This is a genomic window from Paenibacillus sp. BK033 (assembly GCF_004345425.1).
GTDB lineage: Bacteria > Bacillota > Bacilli > Paenibacillales > Paenibacillaceae > Pristimantibacillus.
Genome location: NZ_SLVP01000009.1, coordinates 38,094 through 55,181, shown reverse-complemented (window position 1 = coordinate 55,181; position 17,088 = coordinate 38,094). Strand labels below are relative to the sequence as shown.

At 49.2% G+C, this 17,088-nt stretch carries 18 protein-coding genes; 4 read left to right on the top strand and 14 right to left on the bottom strand.

Translation table 11 applies throughout. The annotated features are described in order from the left end of the window. Positions 1-264: 264 nt before the first annotated feature. Positions 265-816, bottom strand: coding sequence for an AAA family ATPase (locus EV294_RS24290; protein WP_243711787.1), 552 nt, complete (start codon positions 814-816; stop codon positions 265-267). A 399-nt stretch (positions 817-1,215) separates the two neighbouring features. Here EV294_RS24290 and EV294_RS24285 point away from each other — a divergent pair, with 399 nt between their 5' ends. From EV294_RS24285 to EV294_RS24275, 3 genes are read left to right on the top strand one after another with little or no spacing between them, the layout of a single operon-like run. Continuing rightward, positions 1,216-2,385 carry an ABC transporter substrate-binding protein gene (locus EV294_RS24285; RefSeq protein WP_243711781.1) on the top strand — a complete coding sequence of 390 codons (1,170 nt, stop codon included), beginning with the start codon at positions 1,216-1,218 and terminating at the stop codon, positions 2,383-2,385. 35 nt (positions 2,386-2,420) lie between these two features. Beyond that, positions 2,421-3,380, top strand: coding sequence for a carbohydrate ABC transporter permease (locus tag EV294_RS24280; protein ID WP_132311581.1), 960 nt, complete (start codon positions 2,421-2,423; stop codon positions 3,378-3,380). Between the two features lie 14 nt (positions 3,381-3,394). Next, entirely contained in the window at positions 3,395-4,219 is an 825-nt protein-coding gene (locus tag EV294_RS24275; protein WP_132311579.1) for a carbohydrate ABC transporter permease, read from the top strand. A gap of 165 nt (positions 4,220-4,384) precedes the next feature. Here the strand turns inward: EV294_RS24275 and EV294_RS24270 are convergent, their stop codons facing one another. The 13 genes from EV294_RS24270 to EV294_RS24210 all read right to left on the bottom strand — a co-directional run bounded on the left by EV294_RS24270 (position 4,385) and on the right by EV294_RS24210 (position 15,811). Further along, entirely contained in the window at positions 4,385-4,999 is a 615-nt protein-coding gene (locus tag EV294_RS24270) for a DUF1345 domain-containing protein (protein WP_132311577.1), read from the bottom strand. Positions 5,000-5,382: 383 nt separating this feature from the next. Further along, entirely contained in the window at positions 5,383-6,156 is a 774-nt protein-coding gene (locus EV294_RS24265) for an SDR family NAD(P)-dependent oxidoreductase (RefSeq protein WP_132311575.1), read from the bottom strand. A 71-nt stretch (positions 6,157-6,227) separates the two neighbouring features. Next, positions 6,228-6,521 carry an oxidoreductase gene (locus EV294_RS31135; protein ID WP_481856089.1) on the bottom strand — a complete coding sequence of 98 codons (294 nt, stop codon included), beginning with the start codon at positions 6,519-6,521 and terminating at the stop codon, positions 6,228-6,230. 172 nt (positions 6,522-6,693) lie between these two features. Beyond that, a complete protein-coding gene (locus EV294_RS24255; RefSeq protein ID WP_165930795.1) occupies positions 6,694-7,269 on the bottom strand; it encodes a TetR/AcrR family transcriptional regulator in 576 nt (191 codons plus the stop codon). Between the two features lie 236 nt (positions 7,270-7,505). After that, a complete protein-coding gene (locus EV294_RS24250; protein WP_015847142.1) occupies positions 7,506-8,360 on the bottom strand; it encodes a carbohydrate ABC transporter permease in 855 nt (284 codons plus the stop codon). A 3-nt stretch (positions 8,361-8,363) separates the two neighbouring features. Next, complete coding sequence (locus EV294_RS24245) at positions 8,364-9,338, bottom strand: carbohydrate ABC transporter permease (RefSeq protein WP_132311569.1); 975 nt, start codon at positions 9,336-9,338, stop codon at positions 8,364-8,366. Positions 9,339-9,398: 60 nt separating this feature from the next. Next, the gene (locus EV294_RS24240) at positions 9,399-10,817 is read right to left on the bottom strand and encodes an ABC transporter substrate-binding protein (RefSeq protein WP_132311567.1); all 1,419 of its coding nucleotides are present in this window, start codon (positions 10,815-10,817) and stop codon (positions 9,399-9,401) included. 224 nt (positions 10,818-11,041) lie between these two features. Beyond that, positions 11,042-11,590 (bottom strand): GNAT family N-acetyltransferase, encoded by a 549-nt coding sequence (locus EV294_RS24235; RefSeq protein ID WP_132311565.1) that lies wholly within the window; start codon positions 11,588-11,590, stop codon positions 11,042-11,044. Between the two features lie 34 nt (positions 11,591-11,624). Continuing rightward, complete coding sequence (locus EV294_RS24230) at positions 11,625-12,311, bottom strand: LrgB family protein (RefSeq protein WP_132311563.1); 687 nt, start codon at positions 12,309-12,311, stop codon at positions 11,625-11,627. Continuing rightward, positions 12,304-12,657 carry a CidA/LrgA family protein gene (locus EV294_RS24225; protein ID WP_132311561.1) on the bottom strand — a complete coding sequence of 118 codons (354 nt, stop codon included), beginning with the start codon at positions 12,655-12,657 and terminating at the stop codon, positions 12,304-12,306. Before EV294_RS24225 ends, EV294_RS24230 begins: the two co-directional genes overlap by 8 nt. A 314-nt stretch (positions 12,658-12,971) precedes the next feature. Further along, positions 12,972-13,943 (bottom strand): Gfo/Idh/MocA family protein, encoded by a 972-nt coding sequence (locus EV294_RS24220; protein WP_132311559.1) that lies wholly within the window; start codon positions 13,941-13,943, stop codon positions 12,972-12,974. 40 nt (positions 13,944-13,983) lie between these two features. Further along, on the bottom strand, positions 13,984-15,114 hold the full coding sequence (locus EV294_RS24215) for a sensor histidine kinase (RefSeq protein ID WP_132311557.1): 1,131 nt from the start codon (positions 15,112-15,114) through the stop codon (positions 13,984-13,986). Beyond that, positions 15,104-15,811 (bottom strand): response regulator transcription factor, encoded by a 708-nt coding sequence (locus EV294_RS24210; protein WP_132311555.1) that lies wholly within the window; start codon positions 15,809-15,811, stop codon positions 15,104-15,106. Before EV294_RS24210 ends, EV294_RS24215 begins: the two co-directional genes overlap by 11 nt. A gap of 192 nt (positions 15,812-16,003) precedes the next feature. On the opposite strand from EV294_RS24210, the gene EV294_RS24205 reads away from it, so the two are divergent. Further along, on the top strand, positions 16,004-17,083 hold the full coding sequence (locus tag EV294_RS24205) for a D-alanine--D-alanine ligase family protein (RefSeq protein ID WP_132311553.1): 1,080 nt from the start codon (positions 16,004-16,006) through the stop codon (positions 17,081-17,083). The last annotated feature ends 5 nt before the right edge of the window (positions 17,084-17,088 follow it).

Below are 17,088 nucleotides of genomic sequence, written 5' to 3'. Positions count from 1 at the left end.
TTAACTACGGCACATCTACATAAGAATCACTCCTTGGTTAATTATCTTAAAATTAAGATATAAGGTGTAAAAAATTTCCTGTCCCTCCACACAATGCTCAATTTCATTTTTGATTAGCATTTGTATGAATGCGTTTTATCTTTAATTTAAATATCTTGAATTAAAGATATATGATTTTCTTATTGTTGTCAACAGGCAAATGAAAAGTTTTTTCCCTTGCCGAGCCTGGTTGCACAACCTCGATCGTTGCGGATGTTAAAAGCCCTATTCATTGTTAGGTGAAGTCAATCTCGCCGTCGAGTTGTTTATTCTCTTTAAAATAACGTCTACAATTTCCGTTGTCTTTAAGTGATCCGTAATTAAATGCTCTTGAAATATATCCTTCCTAAATGCTTCGACACATGCAGCTGTCCGTTGGAATGACCATCCCCCTACGGTGTCACCGCGCTTGACTAATCGGTTATATATGGTGTCCTCCGAGGCTATTAAACAAAAATGATAGAGTTCTTCATCCCATTCTTTAAATCCATTGTAAATGTAATCGAAATTTTCCTCTTTATAGATCGTCATGGGCACAATCAAGTGTTTTTGATACTTCTTTTTCACCTCTCCCGCCACCTTTACGGTCAAGATTTTCCAAAGTTCAATGTCCTGGAAATCTTCCGTTTGTTCATGAATGCGCCTTACTTCCTCGGGTACGAGCTTTCTAATCATAAGTCCAATTTCTTCAGGATCAAATATCATGCTATTCGCAACTAATGGCTGCAGCATTTGGGCTGTGGAAGTCTTACCTGAACCAAAAGCCCCGTTTATCATAATGATCACGTTATCATTCCTTTCGGTAATAGGATGTCTCACTTCATCAGTTTTATCTAACAATATATTCACGAAGTTCGCAAATATTATTATGGGATATCGTGGCGTTCTTCCTTATGACTATAAACCCATGCGCAATATAATGGCATTTCGGGCGATGTCCTACCATCGCCTCATTTCGGGAAAGCGAGTTCAAAATCGAATGGGATGCGTCTATAATGTTCTATAAGTCGAACACACATTTCAGGGTTTTTAAGAGGTGGTGAGGTTGCCGCAGTACCAAAATGCCGCGATGGGAGGCCGAAAAGGATGGCAAAATACCGAGGATTATTAACGTGTTTATTGCTTCTAGTTTTCATAATTAGCGGATGTTCAAACGGAACTTCATCTAACAGCGAAATGAAAACGCTTACCCTTTGGTACTGGAACCGGAGTCTGGACGATAACCTGATCAACGAGGTCCAGAAGCAGTTTCCGGGCATTCGCATCAACGCCCAAAAAATCGGGGGCGACTTCAAATCCAAGCTGAAAACGACGCTCGCCGCAGGCAGCGGCGGCCCGGATATCGTGGCTTTTAACGACTGGGTTACCGAGCTGTTTCCAAGCGCCGACCGGTTCTACAACTTGTACGACCTCGGAGCAAAGGACATCGAGGGGGACTACCTCGGCTGGAAATGGCAGCTTGGGGTCACGCCGAAGGGCGAAATGATCGCCATGCCGATCGACACGGGCCCGACCGCCTTATTTTACCGCGCGGACTTGTTCGATCAAGCGGGGCTTCCAACCGACCCGGAAGAGGTTCATCGGATGATGGGCACTTGGGAAGACTACTTCGCCGCGGGCGAGAAGCTTCAGAAGGCGTTAGGCGGCAAGGTGAAGCTGCTTGACAACATTGGACAGGTGTATAACCAGGTCAATTCGCAGTCGGATAAAGTTTATTTTGATAAAAACGAAAATTTCATTGGCGAGGATCCCTCCTCTTCCATGAAGAAAGCGTGGGATCTTGCGGTAAAAGCCTCGCAAATGGACCTGCTCGCCAATGCAGGCACGTTCTCCACCGAGTGGAACGCGGCAATGAACAACGGAAAGATCGCATCCTTCGTTGGCGCCGTATGGGCTAAACAAATTCTAATGGACGCGGCTCCGGATACGGCGGGCAAGTGGCGCGTCGCGAGAGCTCCGGGCGGAGACGGCAATAACGGCGGCTCTTTCCTCGCCATTATGAAAACGAGCAAATACCCGAAGGAGTCCTTCGAAGTGATGAAGTGGCTGCTGAATTCCGAGAACCAGGTGACCAGCTTCAAGGAACTGAATCTGTTTCCTTCCGCCTCCAAGGCGCTTGATTCGGATGTCATGAAGACGCAAGAGGAGTTTTTCGGCGGCCAAGCTACCGGTGAAATTTTTACGGAGTCCGCGCGCAACGTGAAGCCCGCCTATTTCGGGACGAAATACTCCAACCTAAACGGTATCGTAAACCGTGAGCTGTCATCGGTTGCCCTTCAAGGCAAAAACCCGGATAAGGCTTGGAAAGACGCGCTATCCAGAGTGAAAAAGGAGCTGCTGCGTTAAGGCCTCATACCATCGCACAATGGAGGTAGATTCTTATGGCTCAACCATTACAGAACCGAACTCAAATCGATCCCGGAAGCTCCATGCAGCTCTCTGTACGGAAGCGAGGATTGGCGTCTGAAATTTGGAAGCACCGAAAAGAATACCTGGCCATTTCCCCCTTTTATATCTTGTTTGCCGTCTTCGGCTTATTTCCGATTCTGTTCTCGATGTATCTTTCTTTCCAGAAATGGGACGGCATTGGCACGATGACCTTTAACGGTCTCAACAATTATCAATTCATGGTCACCGATCCCGAATTTTGGAAAGCGGTAGGCAATACGCTCCTGATCTGGATTTATTCGTCCATTCCGATGCTGTTCTTCGCGCTTATCATCGCGTTTTTGCTGAATGCGTCGTTCACGAGGTTTCGCACCTTCTTCCGGATCGGTTACTTCTTGCCGAACGTCACTTCGCTCGTTGCGGTTGCCATTGTGTTCAGCACCGTATTCTCCAACAATTACGGGCTGCTGAACTATTTCCTGTCCCTCTTTGGCCTTTCCCCCGTGGAATGGCTGAACAAGACCTGGGGCATCCAGCTGGCGGTGTCCATCATGGTCATCTGGCGCTGGGTCGGATACAATGCCATCATTTATTTGGCGGGACTCCAAAGCATCCCCACTGTCCTCTATGAGGCCGCCAAAATTGACGGAGCAACCGGCATCCAGTCGTTCTTCCGCATTACGATCCCGAATTTGCGGCCGATTATTCTTTTCACCGTCATTACTTCTACCATCGGAGGCATGCAGATCTTCACCGAATCGCAGGTGCTCGTCGGCAACGACGGCGGCGTTAGCGGCGGGGGGCTGACCATCGTTCTCTACCTGTACCGGGAGGCATTCGTGAACAATTACTTCGGCTACGGCTCCGCCGTCGGCTGGGGCATGTTCATATTAATTGCCCTCTTCTCGATCTTCAACTGGCGGGTAGTTCAGGGCGGTGCCAAAGATGAATAAACGAGGTGATACGCATGGTTAAAAGAAAGTCTGCCATCCTGCTATATTTCGGGCTGATTATCGGACTCGTCATTTCGATCTTTCCTTTTTACTGGTTGTCCGTCATGGCCACCCGTACGACGGCGGAAATTTACAGCTTCCCGCCCAAGTTTTGGTTCGGGACGCATTTAATAAGCAATGTGACGCGGGTGTTCGATAATGTCGATTTTGTCGGCGCGTTTCTCAATTCGCTGTTCGTAGCTTCCTGCAGCACCTTGCTCGTCTTGTTTTTTGATTCCCTGGCCGGCTTTACGTTCGCTAAATTCAATTTTCCGGGCAAAAAATGGCTGTTTGTCCTTTTGCTCGCCACAATGATGGCGCCGTCGCAGCTCTCGCTCGTTCCTTCCTTCGTCATCATGGCGAAGTTCGGGTGGGTGGGCTCATTCAAAGCATTGATCATTCCCGGCATGGCCAATGCATTCGGCATTTTCTGGATTCGCCAATACGCGCAGGAAGCCGTTCCATCCGAGCTGTTAGATGCCGGACGTATCGACGGCTGCGGTTACTTCCGGCTCTACTGGAACGTCACCATCCCTATTCTTCGCCCGGCGTTGTCTTTCCTGGGGGCATTTACCTTCATCGGTTCCTGGAACGATTATCTCTGGCCGCTGATTATTCTGAACGACGAAAGCAAATTTACGCTGCAGGTGGCGCTCTCCTCCCTGAACGGCATTTATGTGACCGATTATGCCATGGTCGTCGCGGGCACGCTGTTGGCGGTTATCCCGCTCATTATATTGTTCCTGTTCGTCAGCAAGCAGTTTATTTCCGATATTGCGGCCGGCGCAATCAAAAGCTGACCTTGCCGCAAGGCCATCACCTATGCGTGGAGAAACCCGGGGCTTTTAACAAGACGCCCGGGTTTCTGGTTTCTAAAGCATCATAAAAAAACAGCCGTCAATGATCTGTACTGCCAATGCTGGATGACTAGCGTATGCTGCAGTCGAGTTATTTGAATGATTATTTTATGCAATGTTAATCGCCCGTGCCGCGAGTACCGCTACAATTACGAGTGAGATGGAGGACTGCATCATCGTTAGAACTTTGGCCTTTTTCGACAATACGAGTGTATCTGTTGGGCTAAACGCGGTGTTTGTGTTAAAGGCCAGAAACAAATAATCAAAAAAAGCCGGGCTCCAGGCTTTCAAATCCTCACGAGTCATTTGAGGAAAAAGAAAATCCGGAATACGTTCTGCTTGTTCATTTCTTGCATTTGGTCCGCCACGATCGATTTCCCAGTACCAGACAGAAAACACGAATATATTAGTCACCCAAAGTACCAATGCACTTCCGAATAACTCACTTGCACTTGCAACATGCGTAAAAAGCTGATGCAAGAGGATAACGACACTACTGATAAGCCCGAGCATCACCATGCTGTTTGTAATGATCGCGAATGTTCGTATCCACTCGTGGTGTCGCCTCAAAATGGAAATTATGAGAGTTGCAAGCATGCAAACAGCAAGGGCCGGCAATGTCCAACTCTGCAAAACAGTCAGTTTTTCCGGTAGATAACTAAGTAAGATACTTATGACAATAATAACAGTAAAATATCCCCATCTCGACGAATGCCGTTTCACTCGCTTTTATCCCCTTCTTGCTCGTAATTCCCCACCCTCTTTTAAGATGAGTTGTTTCAGTCTTATAAAGAATACTATGTTCCAACGATGCTGCACGTTACTTCAACACAAATAGCAGCCGATGAACTATCGGCTGCTATTTTGTGTTTTTTTGAAATAAAGTTCTCCGTTAACTTAGTATAGGATTTTTATTTCTAGCGGAGTTGGTTTCTCCTCGGTAGAGTAATAAGCATACACTACGCAGCTTCTTGTTCCCGAGGTCGTATTATTGGCGATTACATTTCAAATGGTCGCCGTCTTTCGCTCGTCCGGACGAACCACTCGGGATTCGCGGACTACCCATAGAGTTTTAAAGTGTAGCAGCCGCTAGAGGACGAAGTTTATCAGACGCCGTAATGTGCAGCTCCTCCGTCAACAAACAAGTTTTGACCTGTAATATAACCCGAACCTTCAAGGCAAAAAAATACGACAGGGGTGACTAATTCCTCAACACTGCCATACCTTCCCATTGGCGTACGCTCTTCGATTAACTTTTTGTTATCCGGATCATCAAGAGCCTTTTCGTTAAGAGAAGTTCGGAAAAACCAAGGGCTGATTGCATTTACGGTAACTCCGAATTTAGCCCATTCGTTGGCAAGCTGTCTTGTTAAATGTACGACGCCCGCTTTGCTTGGCCCATATGCCGATGAGAAAGATAACGTTAATTCGGATGCTGCGGACGCGATATTGACGATACGTCCGCTTCGGCGTTCTACCATATGAGTTCCTACCGCCTGAGACATAAGAAAAACGGATTTCAAATTGGTGTCGACGACGAAATCCCATTCTTCCTCACTAAGATCAAAAGCGGAATGGCGTACATTCGTCCCGGCATTATTAACTAAAATGTCAATTTTCCCAAAGCTTTTCAATATCCGTTGAACGGCTGAATGAATGGAGATTTTATCCGTAACGTCACATAAAACTCCGAGCGTGCGCCGGCCGGTTGCAAGATGTATTTCTTCTGCAGCCTTTAGTACCTCCGTTTCGGTCCGCGCAGTCAAAACGACATCAGCCCCCGCTTGTGCCAACCCTTCGGCAATCGTTCGTCCAATCCCCCGGCCCGCACCGGTAACGAGAGCTACCTTTTCATTTAAATCGAATTTAACCGTTTTCATAAACATATTCCTCCTATAAAAGAGGAGGAAGGGCTTAACCTCTCCTCCGGAAAAATATCAAGTAAGTTCTCTTAATCGTCAGCAGCCTGGATTAATGGGAGAATATCAGGGTGCTCCCACATTTTCTTAGGAAATAAGAGCTCCGGTAAGTCTCTTTGGAATAACTTGTTCTTAAGTTGATCTTCTCGACCTTCTCGACCTTCTCGAACCTTGCCAAGCCAGTCCGGGTCGAGTAGAAGCGCTCTTCCAAGTGCGACAAGCTCCACGTCGGAAGATAGGGCGGCTGCAGCTTGCTCCGGAGTCGTAATTTCGCCAACGCCAATGAGTACAGTTCGGTTTCCTACTAGCTCTTTCAGGATTTCCATCCGGGATTTATTACTTTCCATGCCTCGGAGGGGCTTAGAAAAGAAATTATGCAGAGAGACATAGATATAATCCAGCTCCTGATCGATGTATCTGTACCTACCGTTCGGTACAAACCGATCATAACAAAACTGTTTTAGTTGCGCAATAGAAAAAATCGGAAGTCATCTCGAATCAAGAAAGCCGATATTGCGAGCGAATGATCGCGATGGCGTTTGTGAGAAAGTCGGCTTCTTTCTGACTTTTCTTTAATAAAATGGCGCCCTCGATCATGGATACGATGGCTCGTGCATGCTGTTTGGCATCAATGTCCGACGTTAGATGCCCCTGTGCTTTCAGATCGTTGAGCGCACCTTCGATCGAGGAAATCCATCGGTCAAATATATATTGGACTTTTTCCCGAAACGTCTCGTCGTGTTCGCTCATCTCGATGGCAAGGTTCCCTGCGGGACAACCCGATTTCCCTTCTTCGTCTGTATGGATGGTTAACGTCCTATCAAGCATTTTATTTAATTTCTCAATAGGATCAAGGTTGGATGCGAAAATATCTTCGAATACATCCCTATCCCATTCCTTAACCAGATCATCGACGACGGCAAGACCAAGGTCGCGCTTGGACGAAAAGTAGTGATAGAACTGACCTTTGCCGATGTGAGCCTTGTCCAAAATATCGCTTATCGATGTAGCTTGGTAGCCCTTATAATAAATGATTTTTCTGGAAACAGTAATAATCTCTTGGAGTTTCGACATCTCGACACACCCTTTATGATTTCTTTTACTCGAGCTCAGTATCCGTCTACCGGTTGAAAAATGACAAATCAATTTTAACACAGTTTGTATAGAATGAATAATGTCAGAGGCCAGTCGATCCATAGTAGTAGTCTTCCCGTATTTGCGGATCTACTTCGTCTGGCGTTGCAGTCAACCCAATAAAGACAACAAAAAGACTGCCCATTGAGGCAGCCTCTTTCGATTTTATAACCACGCTACTCCTTAACCCCGCCAAGCGCTACGCCCGCGATAATATACCGGGATAACAGGAAGTAAATAACGAATAGCGGCAAGGCCGTTAACGCCAGGCCCATATAGATTGAGCCAAACTCCGTTTTATAGATATCGCCCCGGAGCAGGCTGACCATAACCGGCAGCGTATACTTCGATTTGTCCGTGAGCAGGATGAGAGGCATAAACAGGTTGTTCCAGCTTGCCACAAAAGCGAAGATGGCTTGCGTCGCAACCGCCGGCATCATAATCGGAATGATAATCTTGTTAAAGGTTGCGAACTCGCCCGAACCGTCAATGCGCGATGCTTCAACAATCTCCAAAGAGAGGGTTGCCAGCAGGTATTGGCGCATGAAGAATACGATGGCCGGAGCCGCGATCGCAGGCAAAATGAGCGGCAGGAAGCTGTTCGTCCAATGCAGCTGGTACATAAATTGATAGAAGCCAATCGCGCTGGCCTGCGCCGGAATCATCATCACGCACAGGATAAACGTGAAGAAAGTTTGACGCCATTTCCAATTGTACACAACAAGCCCGTAGGCCGTTAGAGAAGAGAAATAAACGGCGCAGACGGTTGATGTAGCCGAAATAATGAACGAGTTCAAGAACCCTTTTAACGGATCAAAGCTTTTGCTGGTCAGCACATCCCAGTTAGTCTTGAGATGCGTGGAAGGAATCAATGACAGTCCGCTTTGAATCTCCGCCGTAGAACGCGTTGCATTCACGAACATCACCCAGAATGGAAGGATGCTAAGCAGCGCAAGGCCAATGCAGACAATGTAGATAATGGTCTTGTTGATGCCCCGGGAGACCGTTGCTGTTCTCTCTATTTTCGCCATCCCTCACACCCCCTTTGCCGCTGCTTTTGCAGCTTTCTCTTGCAGCTTTAGCTGCTTTCTAAGCTTCGCCTCGCCGCGGTCGCGCATCAGATAGAACAGGAGCGCGGACAATACGGCCGCTATGAGGAACATAATCATGCTGGCCGCCGCGGCCTTGTTATACATATAAGCTCCCTTGAACGCTTGCCCGTAGATGAATACCGATGTCGTCAGCGTGGCATTATCCGGACCGCCAGCAGGTGTGATGAACAGCTGCGGAATATCAAACATCTGCAGCCCGCCGATCATGGAGGTAACAAGCGAGTACAGCAGGATTGTTCGAAGACTTGGCAGAGTCACGCGGAAAAAGGTTTGAGTGCCCGTTGCTCCGTCAATGGCCGCCGCCTCAAAGAGTGCCGGGTTAATCCCCATTACGCCTGCGATCAGGATAATCATCGTATTGCCGTACCACATCCAGAACTGGATGAACGAAACAATGCCCCTTGCCGTGTTCTTATCCTGAAGAAATTGAATGGGAGCATCGCTCCACCCCAGCGCGTGGAACAAGCTGTTCACCGGCCCCATCGGATAAGCGAACAAGGTGCTGAAAAGCACGGCGATCGTACTCGCCGTGATAATATTCGGCATGTAGAGAAGAACTTTAAACGCGCCTTGCCCTTTAATATTAAGGCGTTTGTTGGTAAACCAAGCCGTAAGCAAAAGCGCAAGCCCAATCTGCGGAATGAAATTGGCAATCCAGAGTACAAAGGTGTTCACAAGAGATTGTTTAAACGAAACGTTGTTAAGAATCAGGTCTTTGAAATTTCCAAACGGATTATCCAGAATATGAACCTGCTTCGGAATAACCCCCTTCATATCCGTGAAGCCGATAAAGGCCGTGTACAGTGTTGGATACAAAGAAAAAATAAGAAACGCTAGTATAAAAGGAATACTGAAAATATAGCCGTATTTCGAGTAGTTGACTCCCTTGCGGCGCATGCTCTCACCCCATCAATTGATATAAAGGGGCGGGATCATGCTCCCGCCCCTTGGCGCCTATTATTCGCTTTCGAGACCGAGTTGGTCTTTAACCGTTTGCTTGAAGTCTTTCAGTGCAGCCTCGCGGCTCTTGCTGCCGGAAGCGTAAGCACGGACTTGGTCGCGCCAGATCAGGTTGATCGATTCGTCGTATTGCGTGAGGTTTTTGCCCGTTGCGTTGGCGTTAGCCGGAACAAATGCGTCAAACATGTTTTGTCCGCCGAGCAACGCCACTTCGCCGTTCGACTTCGACATCACGACGGAAGAAGCTACGCTGTCCTTCGTGCCTTGCTCGCCTTCCTTCATCGTGCCGTTCGCCCAGTAGTATTGGAGACCTGTCTCGGAAGTATCGAGCGTAACCCAATTGATGAAGTCCGCTACCGCTTTCTTCTTCGCATCGTCCTTCGTTACGTCTTTGTTGGCAAGCAGCCATGTGCCGCCCCAGAAGAAGCCAGTTGGCGGTTCTGTAACTGCCCAGTCGCCGTTTGTATCTTTGACTTGATCTTTCATAACGTAGTTAATAAGCCATGCCGGACCAAAGAAACCAAATACCGGTTTTGCGCCTGCGCCGGACATATCCGCGTACCAGGCTTCCTGCCAGTCCTGCGTTCCGTTGCTGTAGCCGTTGTCTGTCAGCTTTTTGGAGAAATCAAGGAATTGCTCGCGTTTAGGGTCGATATGCAGCTTGCCGTCCACAACCCAGCCTTGGTCGGAGCTGTTCTCGATTGGATGCCAGATGTCGCCGTCGCCGGATACAATCGCGTAACCTTTCGCTTTCAGCTTCTCGGCTGCCGCGAAGTATTTATCCCAGCCTGGGCCAACTTGCGTTTTGATGGCTGCAGGGTCATCCGTTCCGAATACGTCCTTGGCAATCGAACGGCGATAGATAAAGCCGCCGCCGGTTGCTTGGTAAGCAAGACCTTTCAGCTGGCCGTCCTTCGAGCCGATATCAACGGAGTATTGGGCGATACCCGCGTCTTTAACCATTTGGTCGGTCAACCCCAGGTCCGCATAGTTAGCGGCATAAGTGGATGCGTCACCTTGTGTATACTTGAGAACAAACGCGGCTTCGGCTGCGTAGATGTCCGGAGCATCGCTGCCGCCGCCTGCCAGTGCTTGGTCGAGCGCAGGCTGATAAGCGCCGTCGGTTGTTGCGATTACGGTTGTTTTGAACTCTACGTTTGCGTCTGGGTGAGTTTCGAGATACTTTTTCGTCATGTTCGGAATCTCATCCGTGAAGCTCCAGAGGTTGATCGTGACTTTCTTGCCGTCACTTTTTGCCGGTTCCGCTGATGCTGTCTCAGATGCTGTCGGGCTTGGGCTAGATGAGTTTGCGTTCGAATTCGAATTCGAGTTTGAGTTTCCGCCGCACGCTGCGAGAGCTGTTGTCATCACAAGCAATGTGGAGATCCCCATTAAAGCGCGTTTCATTCGTTTCATGCTTTGCCTCCCTTTTAATGATCCTTGTTTTTTTGTGCGTTATTTTGTAACCGCATTCATAATTATAGGACCAATTTCTGACAGGCGTAAGGAATCCATTATTGGGAAAAATTCCACTTTTATTGGTTTTTATTCCCAAAGTCGTAGGCACGCGGTAACGAAAAAAGGCACCTCTCGTCGACGGACGATAGGTACCTTGTCTATTTTATGTTAAAGTCAATAACTCAAATTATAGTTTCCCATTCTTCTCTTAGCAGCCCATATACCACCCTGTCCAAATGCATGCCATGCAGCAATTCGTAATGACGAATTACCCCCTCATTAGAGAACTTCAATCGTTCTGGGATGGCTCTGCTTTTTAAGTTGTCTGCTGCAACTCCGATTTGTACTTTATGGAGTCCCAGTTCTTCAAAAGCATAATTGATCATTAATTTACATGAGTTTGTTGCTAATCCTAGCCCTTCATACTCTTTTCCTAGCCAATAGCCAATTTCCGTTTTTTTATTTTTCCAATCTATATATAAAAAACCTATTGAGCCTGCAAGCTTATTACGATACCAGATCCCGGCCCAATAACCGTCGTTTTCTGAGAATCTTTTTAATGATCGACGAATAAAGGCATCCGTATCCTCAACCTGATGGGTTAGGTCCGGGAACTCCAGCCATTCCCGAATACTTTCTCGACTGCCATCAATTAATTGATAAAGTTCATTTGCATGCCTTGTCTCTAAAAGAGAAAGATAGGTTTCCTTATTTATTATTGCTTTGAACATAGATTAGCCCCCCCAGATATAAAATAATTTCCCATTACAGCCACCAAATCAGCGGTATGCAAAACAGCGGCGTCAAGATGCTCGATAGCCCCATGGCAAAGGCGCTGATGCCGCCTTGGATCTCGGAGTCTCGCATAATGCGCGCTGTGCCGATGCCGTGTGCCGCCGTCCCCATGGCTGCTCCAATGGCCAAATCGCTGCGGAATCTTAACATTTTGAGGATGCCAGGTCCAACCATGCTGCCGAGGAGACCCGTCAGTACGGCAAACACGCCAGCCAGCTCGGGCGTTCCGCCCAGCAAATCGGCAACTTCTATCGCAATAGGCGTTGTTACCGATTTAGGCAGCATGGTGAGCATGACCTCTTTCGAACCATGGAGAAAATGAACGATTCCCCATACCGCAAGCAGCCCGCATACCAATCCGGCGCTGACGCCAATAACAATGGGCATAAGCTGATCTCTCAGCTTTTGAAAGTTTTTGTAAAAGGGAACCGCTAAAGCTACCGTAGCCGGTCCAAGGAAAAAGGTAATGATGTCTCCACCCGCTTGGTAAGCCTCATAAGGAATATCGCAAAGCAGCAGCAGCAGGATAATGCCTCCCGATGTTACGAACAGAGGGTTTAACCATTTATAACGGCTATTAAGGAGCTGGGCTCCGACATAAAATAATACGGTGATTGTAAAGCCGAACAACGGCTGTTGAAACCAGGCTTCATTCATAGGTACGTTCCTTGGCCTTTCCGGTTTGCCATGCCGTTACGCAGGCTGTAACTAGAATGACGATTATTGTGCCGGCGGAGAGCGCAACCGCTATGACTAGCCACTGATCTCCTATTAAGCCAAAAAACATCATCGTGCCCACGATAACGGGCGCAAAAAAGATCATCATATGCTTCAGAAAAAATTGCGCGGTCTCCTCGATCCACGCCAGCTTCACCCAGCCTGCAAACAGGCTGATGACGAGCAATACCATTCCGATAACGTTCCCCGAGATCGGCACGGACAGCAGGGAGTGTATCGCGTTGCCCAATAGGGTGTATCCCAGCAAGATGGCAAGTCCTCTCATTGTTGGTCTCCTTTATCGTATAAGTGCTAGTTACTAGCTTACCAGCAAGGTGAATAACGATAAAGAGCCCGCCGATAATTATCGGGAGGCCCTTGCGTGAAGCTGTTATTTAAAAGCTAAATTTTTCGCCCGCGTTTCCGGTGTGATCATATTTGGACTTCTTTCGAGCAAAAGCTCGGCATCCTTAAGAGCCTCAGCAGGCAGGTTTCCGGCATTAACCTTTAACCCCGCAAACCTGTAACGCAAAAAAAGGTACCTATCGTCAAATAACGATAAGCACCTTTATGTTAACTTTATTACGCGCCGTCAAACAGCTATCTCAGCTTAACGGGCAGGCCCGTTCTTGCCGATTCATTGGCTGCCATGGTTACGCGGTGCGTCTCCCAAGCATCCTCGTAAGTGGACAGAATCTGGCTGCTGTCGCCTGTTCTTACTGCGTGAAGGAAAGCTTCGTTCTCCCGTACGTACGGATTGTTCGAGGATTTGTACTCGGTTTTCTTATCGGCTTCGATATCCACCAGGGCTTCGCCCGTAACCTGCAGCACGCCCGTGTTCGTGTAGATTTGAAGTCCGGCATGGCCCCCGGCCGGAATCGCGCAAGTATTGCTGATCGTGGCAACGGCCCCGCTCGCCAGCTTGATCGTTACCGTACCGACATCCGGCACCGTAACGCCCTCTTCCACCTGAGCCATATGTCTGCTGCCATACGCCGCATAGACTTCATTCACATCGCCAAGCAAATAACGGGTCAAATCCACGATATGCGTCGTCTGCTCCACAAACTGTCCGCCGGAGGTCTCCATCTTGCGCCACCAGTATACGCCCGGCATCGAGCCCATCCATTGGCCCAGGGCCATCAGCGGCGTGCGGTCCGCAAGGAGCTCTTTCGCATGGTTTGTGCTGTCCATATAACGGAAATGATAACCAACCGACGTAATAAGTCCTTTATCCGCAATCGCCTGACGGATCCGGGAAGGTGTCTCCTCGTCTACGCCAATCGGCTTTTCGACGAGGAAAGGAATCCCCCGCTCCACAAGCGCTAATTCAATCTCGCCATGAGCAAATGGCGGCGTGCAAATATAAACCGCGTCCAGCTTGCGGTCCTCAAGCATCGCTTCAATCGTGTCGTAACCGCGAGCATCGCTATAAGGCCTTGCTGCCGTTTCCGCCTTGTCGAGGCTTGTCCCGCAAAACGCGCTGACGCTTACCCCATCCATCGCAGCAAGCTTTTCCGCATGCATCCGTCCAAACCAGCCTGTTCCCGCAATACCAATCCGAAGAGTCACTCTACATTCCCACCTTACGTCGTAGTTTTATGCCTTCCCCCTAATGTTTACCTGCCCCCCGGTGGATGTCAAGGAGATCTTTGCCGCCAAGCGGCAATTCGACCTTAAACGAAGTTTTCCCTTCGGCGCTCGCCGCGGAAATCAGGCCATGATGCAGCTCGACAATATTCTTCGCAATCGCAAGGCCTAGACCTGAACCGCCCGTATTCCGGGAGCGGGACTGCTCGCCGCGATAGAACCGTTCGAACAATAGCGGAATAACCGAAGCCGGCAAAGGCTCGCCGTAATTCGCGATCTCGACGACGGCAAGCCACCTCTCGCTCCGGACCGCGATATCGATCTGCCTGCCCTCTTTTCCGTATTGAATGGCGTTAACGATCAGATTCTCGAACACACGGACAAGCTTGTCTCCGTCGGCATCGATAAGGATCGGATGATCCGGAAGGGTCAATCTGCATTTCATCTCTGCCTGCTCGAATTGCAAGCGGAATTGTGCCGACAATTGGCCAATCATCTCTACGAGATTGATCGGCGACAGCCTTAGCCCTATTCCGCCGCTGGTCCTCGTATATTCGAATAGATCATCGATCATCGTTTTCAGACGAATCGATTTCTCGTAAGCGATTTGAACGTAATGCCTCAGCTCCACCTCATCCCGGTAACGGTCTTCTTCGATCAGACCCAAGTACCCGACAATAGACGTTAAAGGCGTGCGCAAATCATGGGACACGTTCGTCACAAGCTCGGCTTTCGTCCGTTCCGTGCGTCGTTCCTCCTCGATGGAGAGCTTAAGCTGAGCCGTCATTTTATTGATATTTTCCGCCAACGCCCCCAGCTCGTCTCCGCCTCGCACCGGCAATCGGGATTCGAAATCCCCGCCGGCAATCCGCTCGATTCCTTGCGAAATCCGCACCAGATAGCGAATAGTCGAACGGCTTAAAGCGAAGAAATAGATGAAAAAAAAGATAACGGTAACCGAGATAAACGTTGTTAATAGTCCAAATTTATCCAGCACCTCCCTCAGCAAAGGAGAGAGATAAATCATATCGGCGCTGTACGCGGCGACCGCGACCAGATACAAAAGGCCTGACGACATGAATGCCCCAAACGCGCTAAGTCCGAATAGATACAGCATTTTGAAACGAAGGCTTTTCCACGGTTTACGGATCAATTTTATACCCAACTCCCCACACGGTCTGAATCAGCTTGACGCCGCCCAGCTCGCTCTCCAATTTATCCCGAAGCTTGCTTATGTGAACCATGACGGTGTTATTGGACTCCAGGAACTTGTCCTTCCACACCGCTTCGAAGATCGCCTCCGCGCTAAAGACCTGCCCGGGATGGCTTGCCAGCAAGTACAGGATATCAAACTCCGTTGAAGTTAAATTGATGCCGCGGTCCTCCACCGTTACCGTATGCGATTTCTTGCTTATTTTCAGCGAATGCAGCTGAATGATGTCCTTGTCCTGATCCTGCGCCGTTTGAAGCTGGGGATTCAAATAAATGGACCTGCGCAGCAGCGACTTCACCCGGGCAATCAGCTCCAGCGCGTTAAACGGCTTCACCATGTAATCGTCCGCGCCCGTCGTCAGCCCCATGATTTTGTCCATGTCCTCCGCCTTGGCGCTTAGCATCAGGATCGGAATGCCGTACTCCGCGCGTACCGCCCGGACCACCTCGAGACCGTTCATCTCCGGCATCATAACGTCGAGAATCATTAACTGGACGGATTCCTTGGCGATCAGCTCCATGGCTTCCCGGCCGTTGCCCGCAATCAGCACCTGGTACCCTTCGTTGGTTAGATAGATTTTGATCAGCTCCGCGATTTCGAGGTCATCGTCGGCGATCAGTATTTGAATGGTATTCATGAGATCTCCCCGTCTATATGGTTAATGAATGTGGCTATAGTGTATCAGAAATAGTCTGCGGAGCGGACACCCCCCATCACAAATAAGAAATTCTTAAGGTTTCCTTTAGGATGTCTTACGAATCTCTTGGGCCCAGCGCGTTATCTTGGATATAGAGCAACGGACAAAAACTCTACCTGGAGGTATGAATAGATGAAAACAAAGTTATACGTGCTGTACGGAGGTAAATCCGCCGAACATGAAGTGTCGTTAAAAACGGCCGTTACGGTCCTTCAATCCATTGATCAAAGCCGCTACGAGGTTTATCCCGTCTATATTACACGCGAAGGCTTATGGTGCTCGCCGCCCGGATGTCTGGCCAAGGAGGGGTTGACGATTGAAAGGCTGACCCAGCTGCCGGCCTTTTCGGATCCTGCCCGTTCCATTGGGGAAATTCTGTCTGGCATCATGGCGCTGCCCGGCCCAAAGGTCGTCTTGCCGCTTCTGCATGGTCCCAATGGTGAGGACGGTACGGTACAAGGATTGCTGGAGCTCGTGAACGTTCCTTATGTAGGGAATGGCGTTCTGGCTGCCGCGTTAACCTTGGACAAGGCGATGTCGAAGCAGGTATTGGCCCAAGCCGGCATTCGGCAGACGGAATATCGGGTATACCGCCATGAGGAGTGGGCCACGGATGAGGACGCCGTGTTACGCAAGGCGGAGGACGCCATTGGATACCCGTGCTATGTGAAGCCAGCCTCCCTTGGCTCCAGTATCGGCATCAGCCGGTGCACAAACCGCGAAGCGCTCCTGACCGGGATCCGCGAAGCATTCTCTTACGACAAAAAGATTGTCATCGAACGCGAAGTAGCCGGCAGAGAAATACAAGTCGCCGTTATCGGCAATGAGAGACCGCTTGCCTCGCTGCCCGGCGAATTTATCCATGACCATCTTTTCTTCGATTACGAATCCAAATACTTGGACAAGCGGCTGACCATGCAGATTCCGGCCAAGCTCGAGGACGGCCTGACTTCTCGAATCCGCGAGCTGGCGGTCCAAGCCTATCAGGCCCATGGCTGCGAAGGCCTTGCCCGCGTCGACTTCTTCCTTGACGGAGAAGGCCGATTGTACCTCAATGAGATAAACGCGCTGCCCGGCTTTACGAATTTCAGTATGTACCCGGTCATGTGGGAGCGCACGAACGGAACGGCTTATTCCGAGCTGATCGAACAATTAATCGGGCATGCCGTCGCCCGCCACCAAAATAAACAAACGCTGCAATATACCAAATAAGCGAG